This window comes from Paucibacter sp. XJ19-41 (assembly GCF_028462495.1).
Lineage (GTDB): Bacteria > Pseudomonadota > Gammaproteobacteria > Burkholderiales > Burkholderiaceae_C > Roseateles_E.
Genome location: NZ_JAQOWX010000167.1, coordinates 1 through 9,300, shown reverse-complemented (window position 1 = coordinate 9,300; position 9,300 = coordinate 1). Strand labels below are relative to the sequence as shown.

The following is a 9,300-nucleotide window of genomic DNA, read 5'->3' as shown; positions in this document are numbered from 1 at the left end:
CCAGCACCTGACCGCCGCCCGCGGCCGCGAGCCCGGCCTGCGCCTGGCCCGCGGCGGCGCGGAGATCACGCTGGCCGACTGGGGTGCCGAGCTGCTGGACGGCTGCGCGCCGATTGCGGCGGCCCTCGATGCGGCCCATGGCGGGGGAGCCTACCAGGCGGCGCTGGCCGATGCCCGCCTGACCCTGGCCCAGCCCGAGCGCAGCCCCTCGGCCCGGGTGCTGGCCGCGATGGCGCAGGACTTCGGCGACAGCCATGTGGCCTTCATCCGCGCCCAATCCGAGCAGACCCGCCAGGCCCTGCTGGCCCTGCCCTTCGGCCCCGAGTTGCAGCAGCGCTTTGCCGCGATGGCCGAGGCCTCGGTGGCCGAGCAGCGCCGCATCGAGGCCGCCGATGTGATGGACTTCGAGAGCTATCGGCAGCGCTATCTGGCGCCGCAAAGCCTGTTTGTCTGAACGGCCACCGGCCCGGCCCGCTCAGGGCTTCAGATAGGCATAGCCCTCGCGCGTCTGCAGCCGCGCCGCCCGGACCACGCCGGAAGGCGTGAACGCGGCGTCCATCACGAAGGCCTCCTTGTCGAGGTTGCGGTTCTTGAAGGTGATCTCGCAGACCTCGAACTTGACGCCGCGCGCCACCAGGGCCGAGACCAGGGGCGCGTAGTCGATATTCGGGTTGTTCTTGTCCTTGGCGCCTTCCAGCAGGAAGTCCACGCCCTCGGCATGGGTCACGACGACGATACGGGTGTCGGGCGCCACGTCCAGATGGTTGCGGATATTGCGCAAGCCCTTGGTGGCCTGCAGGGCCGCGTTGTCGATGTGATAGACGACCTTGTCGCCCGCAGCGGCGGTCTGGGCGATGGTGGACATGGGCAGGGCCAGCGCCAGGCCGGCCAGCAGGGCGGTTCTTCGGGTGTTCATCGCGGTCTCTCCGTGGGTGAGTCGGACATCAGGGCAGGCGCAGCTCGGCCAGCTTCCAGTGCAGCAGGCCGTCGCGCCTGAGCACCAGGTCGACCGGCTCCTCGTCCGGCTTGCTGACGCTGAAGACAAAGCGGTCGGCGCCCTCATAAGCCATGCGGGTCTGAAGCGTGCCGGGCGGCTCGCCGGCCATGCCGGTGACGGCGGCCACCGGCTGCTGGCCTTGCAGCAGCCGGGCCAGGCTTTCGGGCGTGATCAGGCTGTCCACCATCGGGCCCAGCAAGGCGCCGGCCACCGCCGCGCCCAGCACATTGGCCGGGGTCGGCTCACCCCGCTCGTTGCGCTGATCGCCGATCAGGCGCGCCCGCACCCCGGTCTTCAGGCTCTGGCGCAGCGCCGGGAAATCGACATAGCCGGCCAGCTTGGCGGCGTCCTGCGCCGCCGCCGCGCTGCGGATCTGGTGCAGGGCCAGATAAGGCGTGGCGTAGAAGCACAGGCCGGCCAGCAGGGCGGCCGCAAGGCTCAGCTGGTGCCGGCGCCGCATCACAGGCTGGCGTTGACGCGCAGCGATTCCAGCCGCAGCGCCAGCGACTGCTCGAGCTCGCTGAGTGTGCGCCGCAGGCGCTGGCGCTCATCCGCGTCGGTCGCCAGCTCGACGGCAGCGCGCAGACGCGCCCGCTCGTGAAACAGCTCGACCTCGGGCGGTGCATAACCGGCGTTCTTCAGGATCTTGAAGGGCATGCGCAGCGCCTCGGGCGTCGCGTGCCAACCCTCATCCTCGTCGAACGGCCGGCCATAGCCCTCGGCCGCGGCCAGTTNAGGGCATGCGCAGCGCCTCGGGCGTCGCGTGCCAACCCTCATCCTCGTCGAACGGCCGGCCATAGCCCTCGGCCGCGGCCAGTTCGCCGGAGGCGGCGGCCTCGCGCAGCTTGCGGGCAATCTCTTCATCGAGCGTCATCGCGAGCACCCTAGCTTTCCGACAGGGCCAGCTTGATGCCGAAGGACAGGAACAGCGCGCCGATGCCCCGGTTCAGCCAGCGCGCCAACCCGGCGCCGAGGCGCAGGCGCTGGCTGGCCAGCGCGGTCGAGACCGCCAGGAAATGGCACCACAGCATGCCGTTGAGGTTGAAGATCGCGCCCAGCAGGATGAAGGCCAGGGCCTTGTGCGGCGCCTCCGGTGCGATGAACTGCGGCACAAAGGCCAGGAAGAACAGCGCCACCTTGGGGTTCAGCACATTGGTCAGAAAGCCCTGGGCGAAGATCTTGCGGTAGGGCAAGGCCGGGGTGAGTGCTGCTGGCGTGGCCGGGCCGGTCTGCTGGCGGCTCAGCAGCATCTGCAGCCCGATCCAGACCAGATAGGCCGCGCCCACCCACTTGATCACGGTGAAGGCCCAGCTCGAGGCCGCCAGCAGCGCCGACAGGCCCAGCGCCGCCGCCAGCACATGCACGCAGGTGCCCGCGCCTATGCCCAGCGCCGCCGCCGAGCCGGCGCGCCAGCCCTGGGTGGCGCTGCGCGTCATGATCAGGATGGAATCCGGCCCCGGCGCGATATTCAGCAGCAGGCCGGAGATGATGAACAGGGGCAGGTCTTGGGTGCCGAGCATGGTGAGTGACTGTAATCCCTGCGGCAAGGCCGGACGATGGTCATGGGCGCTCGCCCGGTTCGACGCTCATGCGGGTCGCAGCCCCTCGTCACCGCTGAAATCGAGCGACGTTTCGTCAGGCAGCGGCGTTGCCGCATCCCAGTCCTGTAGCACCGCCTCGGCGCGGGTCTGGTCGGCCTCGTCCACCACCAGGCGCAGCAGGCCGCAGGCCGGCAGCTCACCGACCCCGCCCAGCAGATGCTCGCCCAGCAGCCAGGCCTCCAGGCCCTGCTGCCGCAACAGGCCCAGCAAGAGGTGGCCCTCGATGGCACTGTCCAGCTGGCGCAAGGTGATACGGCTCATGGCGAGCCAGCTTACCCCAGCCCGCTCCGGCCAGCACGCACAATAGACTGCACACCATGCTCCACACCGCACACATCGCGCCGCTGCAAACCCTCTGGGCCTGGCTCGCCAGCTGGGGCCGGCTGCTGCATTTCGGCGCGCGCCTGCTGGTGCTGGCGCTGGCGCCGTCGAGCTACCGCCGCTCGCAACGCCAGTTGATGCTGCGCACTCTGTACCTGGCTACCGCGCCGCTGCTGCCGGGCTTTGCGATCGCCTCGGCGGTCGCCGCGCAGATCGTCATCCGCATCGTGCTGGCCACCGCGCTGAGCTATGGGCTGAGCCGCTATGCGCTGGACGTGCTGGTGCGCACCCTGGTGCTGGAGCTGATCCCGCTGTCGGCCGCGCTGTTCGCCGCCGTGCGCTACACCTTGCCGGCCGCCGAGCAGGTGCGCCGCCAGCGCCAGCAGGGCCTGCACAAGGCGGCGCTGGCGCGCGGCCTCGACCCGCTGCGCGACGAGGTGCTGCCGCGCGCGCTGGCCGGCGTGTTCGCCGCGATCACGCTGACCCTCTTGAGCAGCTTCATCACACTGGTGCTCAGCTATCTGGCCGTCTACGGCTTCAGCGGCTGGGGTGTCGAGGGCTTCACCCGCACCGTCGGCCAGGTGTTCAGCCCGGTGATCGTGCTGATCTTCGGCCTCAAGACGCTGCTGCTGAGCCTGGCCGTGGCCATCATCCCGATGGTGCCGCTGGCCCGCGAGGAAAGCCTGGCCGGCCGCGCCGACATCGCCCGGCTGGCGCGGCTGCTGGCCGTGGTGCTGCTGATCGAGCTGCTGTCCCTGGTGGGCAACTACTATTGAGTCATGACGGACAAGCAAGACCTGCCCCCCAGCGACGCCCCGCCGCCGGTTGCCAACCTGGACCTGAAGGCCCGGCTGCTGCTGCTGGCCGTGGCCCTGCTGCTGGCGGCGGCGGTGGCCTATGTGCTGTATGCGCGCGGCGCCTTCGAGCGAGCCCAGACCCTGGTGCTGGTGGCCGACAGCGCCGAGGGCGTGGTCGTCGGCATGGATCTGAGCTTCGCCGGCTTCGCGATCGGCCGGGTGCGGCGCATCGAGCTGTCCGATGCCGGCAAGGCCCGCATCGTCATCGATGTACCGCTCAAGGACGCGCGCTGGCTGCGCAGCAGCAGCGTGTTCACGATGGAGAGCGGCCTGGTCGGCGCGCCGCGCATCCGCGCCTACAGCGGCATCCTGGCCGACCCGCCGCTGCCCGACGGCGCCGAGCGCGAGGTGCTGATCGGCGACGCCGCCGCCGAGATCCCGCGCCTGATGGCCGGCGTGCGCGACCTGCTGGCCAATCTCAGCGCCATCACCGCCGACGATGCGCCGCTGAACCAGACGCTGCGCAATGTCCAGGCCACCACCGCGCGCCTGAACGGCCCGGGCGGCGCGCTCGGCGCGCTGATGGGCGATGAGCAGGACGCGAAAAAGATCATCCAGACCCTGGACCGCACCAACACGCTGCTGGCGCGCCTGGACGGCCTGGTCGCCAAGGCCGACAGCCAGGTCTTCGGCGAGCAGGGCCTGGTGCGCGACAGCCGCGCCACCGTGGCCCAGCTCAATAGCCTGCTGGGCGAAGCCCGCGCCAGCCTGAAGAAGGTCGAGGCCATTCTGCAGGACGTGCAAGGCATCACCGGCAACACCCGCGCCGCCACCGAAGACCTGGGCCAGCTGCGCGCCGAGGTCGAGGCCAGCCTGCGCAAGGTCGAGCAGCTGCTCAACGAGGTCAACCGGCGCTGGCCCTTCAAGCGCGACACCGAAATCAAACTGCCATGAAGCGTCTCGGCCTGGTCTGCCTGATCGCGTTCTTGGCCGGCTGCGCCAGCGGCCCGCCGCCGCCCGACTGGCAGATGAATGCCAAGAGCGCGCTGGAGCGCGCCACTGCGGCCTATCTGGCCGGCAACAGCCGGGTCGCGGGCCTGGACTTCGAGCGCGCCCGCGCCGAGCTGGCCCGCACCGGCCGCGCCGACTTGCTGGCCCGCGCCCTGCTGACCGAATGCGCCGCGCGCGTGGCCAGCCTGGAGTTCGACGACCAGTGCCCCGGCCTCGCCCCGCTGGCCGCCGATGCCGGCCCGGCCGAGCGCGCCTATGCCGCCTATCTGACCGGCCGCAGCGACGAACAACAAGACCTGACCCTGCTGCCCGAGGCGCAGCGCCAGGCCCAGCCGGCCGCCATCGCCGACCCGTTGGCGCGGCTGGTGTCCATGGGCGTGCGGCTGCGGCGCGGCGAAGCGGTCGATGCGGCACTGGCGGTGGACACCGCCTCGGCCCAGGGCTGGCGCAGGCCGCTGCTGGCCTGGTTGCATCAGCAGCTCAGGCAAGCACAGGCGGCGGGGGATGCGGCGGGCGCCGAGCGAGCGCGGCGCCGCATCGCGCTGGTGCTGGGCCCCCAATGAGTCGCGGCACCATGGGCAACTGGCTCGGGGCAGCAGCGGTCTTGGTGCTGGCAAGCAGCGGCCTGCGGGCCGAGCCGACGCCCATGCCCTATGGCTTTGCCGGGTTGAGTCTGGACACCACGGCGGCACAGCTGCGCCAGCGCTACCCTCAGGATGCGACGGGCAGCAGCTACATGACGCTGCCGTCCGAGCGCTCGCACGATCACATCTACAGCATCCAGATCGCCAGTCCCGATGGCTCGGGCCAGGGGCGGCTGCGGCTGGGTTTCGAGCGCCCGGCCGTGCAGGCCGCCGATGGCAAGGTCCTGAGCCCGGCGCGCCACCCGCGCTGCGACCAGCTCAGCACCGGGCTCAAGGCCCTGTACGGCCCCCCCGACCAGGTGCATGAGTACATCGAGGGCGACACCGACGGCTATCGCACCCGCATCCTGCGCTGGCAACAGGTGCTGCCGCAGCTGGCGCCGGCCCAGCGCGTCGAACACCTGGTGTTGCAGTGCGGGCGCAGCAAGACAGCACGCTGGTTTCGGGCCGATGCGCTGGAGATCTCGCGCCATCTGCGCTAGAAGTGCTCGCATGTCGCGGGCCTTCTCTCACGACTGTGACCGTAGCCCCCTGAAACGCGAACTGCACGCGATACCTGTCCAGCTTCAAGCCTGGAATCGCTTTTGCAGCCCGCCGCACCGGCTCTGGGTTCCCGGCTGAGGGTCAAGTCTCCTCTATTGCAGAACCAAACGTCTACCGGGAAACGGAAGACCCGACCCCGCTCGTCGTTGGACTCTCGGTTTGCTCCGTCCCCCGGTTTGCGTCCTCCGGTCGGTCCTGCGCCGCTGGCCGCCAGGCGCGCAGGAACAGCTCGGGCAGATAGTCCACGTCGATGGCCGCCTTGGCGCCGGCCGGCACCTCGGGGCGATGGCGGCCATCAAGCGGCCGCAGCAGCACCCGGCGCTGCGAGCGTTCGGCCAGCAGCGGCTTGAGCTCCAGGCCCCGCCGACCGGCCACCGCCACCAGCAGCAAGGCCAGCGGGCAGATCAGCGCCTCGCTGGCGCTGTCCAGATAGCTGTTGTAGGTCGCCATCTGGCGGTGGTGTTCATCGAGCATCTGGCCCAGTGCCACGACCGCCGCCTGCGTCGCTCCGGCAGCCACCGCTTCCAGCGCCTCAGGCAGGCCGGGCATCAACCAGAGCTGATGGCTTCGCTTGCGGGCCAGCAGGCGGTCCAGGCAGGGCCGCACATAGCTCCATTGCGGCGGCTGGCCCAGCCAGAGATCGGCCAGGGCTTCGTAGGCCGCGCGCAGGTAGCTCTGTTCGACGCTGTTGTACAGGTCGTCATGCGCCACCTGGCCTCGCAAGCCGCAGATCACACGGGCGTACTCATCGGCCTTGCCGGCATCGCCCAGCATCAGCGCAATCGCGAAGGCGCGGTAGCTGTTCTGGAACAGGCGCTCGCCCAGGCCTTGCACATGGCTGATCGAGAGCTCGGCCGCCTGCAGCGCCTCGCGCAAGGCCTGCAAGGCTTCGTCCGCTTCACCGCGCGCCAGCCGCAGCACGGCCACGCTCTGATGACAGGACGACCGGGCCAGGAAAAACGTGACTTCGCTGCCCGCCTCGCCCAACTCGCCCTGAAAGATCGCCAAGCGGTCCAGGGTGCAGCTCAGCCTGTAGTCCAGCTCGTCCTGCAGGGGCAGCTGTGGCTGCAGCTGCCGCTTCACTTTCCGGCCCTTGGCCGCTCCCGACTCCGCCATCGACACGCCCTCCGCTGATGCCCGGCGCGCTCTGGTGCAAGCGTCTGCGGGCGGGCGCGAGCATATCAAGCAAGGGTGAGCCGTGTGGCGGTCTGATGGCCGAGGTGGATCGGGGTCAGGTCTTGACTAGGGATCAAGTCTGACCATCGGCTTGCGTCAGCGGCACCTCCGGGGTAGGGCAAGACACGCTGTGTAACATGTCGCAACACAAGGGGATGACACAAATGACAAGGTGGATTCAGGAGTTCCAGCAAACCCCATTCAAGACCAACTGGGATGCTTTGCTTGGCGCCGTGTGGAAATTAGAGGCTGACGACGAAACCATTGCACCAACCGTGGAAGAGCTTGCCAGGCTTCGCAAGGCCTTGGCATTCGTCGATAGGATCATTTCGGATGTGGATCTTGAGCTGACACCTCGGTCAGTATGGTCAACCGCGCAGGCTCAAATCGACGCATGCATGGCACAGGTTCAAGCTTACGAATCGAATCGCAATCAGGCACACCTGGTTCAGGCGAATGAACATGCGGACAATTTGCTCACCTACTTCCGACCTTACATGGTCACGCCGGCAGAGGCTATCGAAGCTCACAGCGATGCCGTGCGCGCTTTCGCTGAACATGTCGAAGGCTACGCAGCGAGCATGCAAGCCAAGGGCACAGAGGCTTTGTCCACCCTGTCCGCTGCAGTTGCCAAGAGCCAGGGGCATCAGGAAGCGCTGGAAGTCATCGAGCAACGCGTGAGGGCCTTTGACGCATATCTGTTCGAAGGAGTTGGCGACGCGCCCCCTGCGGCGGACTACATGAAACAAATGGTCGACGCCACTCAGAAAGACCAACGAGCAATTGAGGCGCTACATGTGGAAGTTGCCGCAAAACACAAGTCGGCAGTTGCAGTGGCTGAGGTTGCAGAAACAGACATCGCCCGTCAAGTCAAAGATTTCTCAGATCTATTGGACGCAATCACCCTCAAACACAAGGAACTTTCGCGTTTTTACCAAAAGATCTTCGGTCGCCCAATCTCGGATGACGACGATATGCCGCGAGACGGCTTGGAACAGGAACTCGACGCTCGGCTGAATCAACTTACCAAGTACGAAGCAGAGCAGCAAACGCGCCATCGCACCCTGTTTGAGAAAATCGACGGGCTGCTACCGGGTGCGGCCAGCGCTGGTCTCGCAACGGCCTACCAGGCCCTCAGCAAGCAATTCGAAGGTCCCGTCAAGCAGTACACCAAGGCGTTCTATATCGCGCTCCTTGTTTTGCTGCTCTGTGGCCTGGTGGTGGTCATCGACGCTGTCACGTTCTCGCCGTTCCATATCGAGTTCGTGAAAGGCCGGAATTGGGAAGAGCTGCTCCTCACTGTGCTGACGCGCATTCCCATCCTCCTGCCAGTCATTTGGTTCGCGATCTTCTCGGCAACGCGGCGAAGCCAATATGAGCGACTCCAACAGGAGTACGCCCATAAGCAGGCCCTTGCGTCATCATATGAGAGCTACAAGAAGCAGCTTCAGGATCTCAAGGTTGATGCAGATGAACTGCAACGTGAGTTGATCGCGAAGACCATTGACGCGGTGACGTTCAATGCATCCAAGACCTTGGACGGTAACCATTCTGAAAAGCTACCCGCCATGCAGCTATTGGAGAAGCTCAGTGTCGATGAGGTCAAGAAGCTCTTAGAGCTCATCAAGACATCAAAGGCAACTTCATAGTGGAAGCAACGCCAGCGAGGCTGAGCGGCGCTGCGATCAAGTCTCCCATCTAGCAGAGCCAAATCCATCTCGAAATCGAAGGCCTGCCCCAGCCCAAACGCGCGCACCGTACCATCGCTCGCAAGCCTACTTGCCACATTAACCCCCGCCCCGCAGCTTGCTCAAGAACCGCCTCATATGCGGATCACTGCGCTGCAGCGGCACCTCGTCAAAAGCAAACCAGCGCACGGCCTCGAACTCGCCCGCATCGAAACGCGTCAACGGCGCATGGCGGTCGCCTTGCAGGACGTACCAGAGCGACACATCCTCATGGCCGGCGGTCAGGCCGACCGTGGTGGTGCAGGTGAGAAAGCGCGGCGGGCCGACCTCGGACTCATCCAGCACTAGGCCCAGCTCCTCGGCCAGCTCGCGCGCCACGGTGCGGCGCGGCGGCTCCAGCGGCTCAACATGGCCGCCGCTGGGCAGCCACAGGCGCGCATTGCGGTGGTCCACCAGCAGGATGTGCTCGCCATCCACCAGCGCTGTCATTGATCGGCGTAATCCGGCCACCTCGGATCGGCA

At 67.4% G+C, this 9,300-nt stretch carries 12 protein-coding genes and 1 pseudogene; 6 read left to right on the top strand and 7 right to left on the bottom strand.

All coding sequences use genetic code 11. The annotated features are described in order from the left end of the window. Window positions 1–454: pseudogene (locus PO768_RS26440) on the top strand (glutamate--cysteine ligase); the annotation flags it as partial. 21 nt (window positions 455–475) lie between these two features. Here PO768_RS26440 and PO768_RS26435 read toward each other — a convergent pair. The 5 genes from PO768_RS26435 to PO768_RS26415 all read right to left on the bottom strand — a co-directional run bounded on the left by PO768_RS26435 (window position 476) and on the right by PO768_RS26415 (window position 2,859). After that, window positions 476–916 carry a DsrE family protein gene (locus PO768_RS26435; protein WP_272648436.1) on the bottom strand — a complete coding sequence of 147 codons (441 nt, stop codon included), beginning with the start codon at window positions 914–916 and terminating at the stop codon, window positions 476–478. Between the two features lie 28 nt (window positions 917–944). Beyond that, window positions 945–1,457 (bottom strand): DUF2939 domain-containing protein, encoded by a 513-nt coding sequence (locus tag PO768_RS26430; RefSeq protein WP_137945484.1) that lies wholly within the window; start codon window positions 1,455–1,457, stop codon window positions 945–947. After that, entirely contained in the window at window positions 1,457–1,774 is a 318-nt protein-coding gene (locus PO768_RS26425) for a DnaJ family domain-containing protein (RefSeq protein ID WP_272648435.1), read from the bottom strand. The genes PO768_RS26430 and PO768_RS26425 overlap by 1 nt, the downstream gene beginning before the upstream one ends. A 107-nt stretch (window positions 1,775–1,881) precedes the next feature. Then, the gene (locus tag PO768_RS26420; RefSeq protein WP_272648434.1) at window positions 1,882–2,517 is read right to left on the bottom strand and encodes a LysE family translocator; all 636 of its coding nucleotides are present in this window, start codon (window positions 2,515–2,517) and stop codon (window positions 1,882–1,884) included. Between the two features lie 66 nt (window positions 2,518–2,583). After that, window positions 2,584–2,859 (bottom strand): putative signal transducing protein, encoded by a 276-nt coding sequence (locus PO768_RS26415; protein WP_272648433.1) that lies wholly within the window; start codon window positions 2,857–2,859, stop codon window positions 2,584–2,586. Between the two features lie 56 nt (window positions 2,860–2,915). Between PO768_RS26415 and PO768_RS26410 the strand changes: the two genes are divergently transcribed. The 4 genes from PO768_RS26410 to PO768_RS26395 are packed head-to-tail and all read left to right on the top strand — an operon-like array spanning window position 2,916 to window position 5,853. Beyond that, complete coding sequence (locus PO768_RS26410; RefSeq protein WP_272648432.1) at window positions 2,916–3,695, top strand: MlaE family ABC transporter permease; 780 nt, start codon at window positions 2,916–2,918, stop codon at window positions 3,693–3,695. 3 nt (window positions 3,696–3,698) lie between these two features. Continuing rightward, entirely contained in the window at window positions 3,699–4,670 is a 972-nt protein-coding gene (locus PO768_RS26405) for an MlaD family protein (protein WP_137945490.1), read from the top strand. Next, entirely contained in the window at window positions 4,667–5,290 is a 624-nt protein-coding gene (locus PO768_RS26400; protein WP_272648431.1) for a hypothetical protein, read from the top strand. Before PO768_RS26405 ends, PO768_RS26400 begins: the two co-directional genes overlap by 4 nt. A gap of 11 nt (window positions 5,291–5,301) precedes the next feature. Further along, a complete protein-coding gene (locus tag PO768_RS26395) occupies window positions 5,302–5,853 on the top strand; it encodes a hypothetical protein (protein WP_272648430.1) in 552 nt (183 codons plus the stop codon). A gap of 172 nt (window positions 5,854–6,025) precedes the next feature. On the opposite strand, the gene PO768_RS26390 is transcribed toward PO768_RS26395, so the two are convergent. After that, window positions 6,026–7,030 carry a hypothetical protein gene (locus PO768_RS26390; RefSeq protein ID WP_272648429.1) on the bottom strand — a complete coding sequence of 335 codons (1,005 nt, stop codon included), beginning with the start codon at window positions 7,028–7,030 and terminating at the stop codon, window positions 6,026–6,028. A gap of 197 nt (window positions 7,031–7,227) precedes the next feature. Here PO768_RS26390 and PO768_RS26385 point away from each other — a divergent pair, with 197 nt between their 5' ends. Then, window positions 7,228–8,739: a hypothetical protein gene (locus PO768_RS26385; RefSeq protein WP_272648428.1), complete on the top strand. Its 1,512-nt coding sequence runs from the start codon at window positions 7,228–7,230 to the stop codon at window positions 8,737–8,739. A 138-nt stretch (window positions 8,740–8,877) separates the two neighbouring features. On the opposite strand, the gene PO768_RS26380 is transcribed toward PO768_RS26385, so the two are convergent. After that, on the bottom strand, window positions 8,878–9,300 hold a 423-nt coding region (locus tag PO768_RS26380), incomplete at its 5' end, for an NUDIX domain-containing protein (protein ID WP_272648427.1).

Coding starts and splice junctions, on each gene's coding strand:
- PO768_RS26430 (WP_137945484.1), bottom strand. CDS start 1,457: ATGCGGCGCCGGCACCAGCTGAGCCTTGCGGCCGCCCTGCTGGCCGGC.
- PO768_RS26435 (WP_272648436.1), bottom strand. CDS start 916: ATGAACACCCGAAGAACCGCCCTGCTGGCCGGCCTGGCGCTGGCCCTG.
- PO768_RS26385 (WP_272648428.1), top strand. CDS start 7,228: ATGTCGCAACACAAGGGGATGACACAAATGACAAGGTGGATTCAGGAG.
- PO768_RS26415 (WP_272648433.1), bottom strand. CDS start 2,859: ATGAGCCGTATCACCTTGCGCCAGCTGGACAGTGCCATCGAGGGCCAC.
- PO768_RS26390 (WP_272648429.1), bottom strand. CDS start 7,030: ATGGCGGAGTCGGGAGCGGCCAAGGGCCGGAAAGTGAAGCGGCAGCTG.
- PO768_RS26395 (WP_272648430.1), top strand. CDS start 5,302: ATGGGCAACTGGCTCGGGGCAGCAGCGGTCTTGGTGCTGGCAAGCAGC.
- PO768_RS26405 (WP_137945490.1), top strand. CDS start 3,699: ATGACGGACAAGCAAGACCTGCCCCCCAGCGACGCCCCGCCGCCGGTT.
- PO768_RS26420 (WP_272648434.1), bottom strand. CDS start 2,517: ATGCTCGGCACCCAAGACCTGCCCCTGTTCATCATCTCCGGCCTGCTG.
- PO768_RS26410 (WP_272648432.1), top strand. CDS start 2,916: ATGCTCCACACCGCACACATCGCGCCGCTGCAAACCCTCTGGGCCTGG.
- PO768_RS26400 (WP_272648431.1), top strand. CDS start 4,667: ATGAAGCGTCTCGGCCTGGTCTGCCTGATCGCGTTCTTGGCCGGCTGC.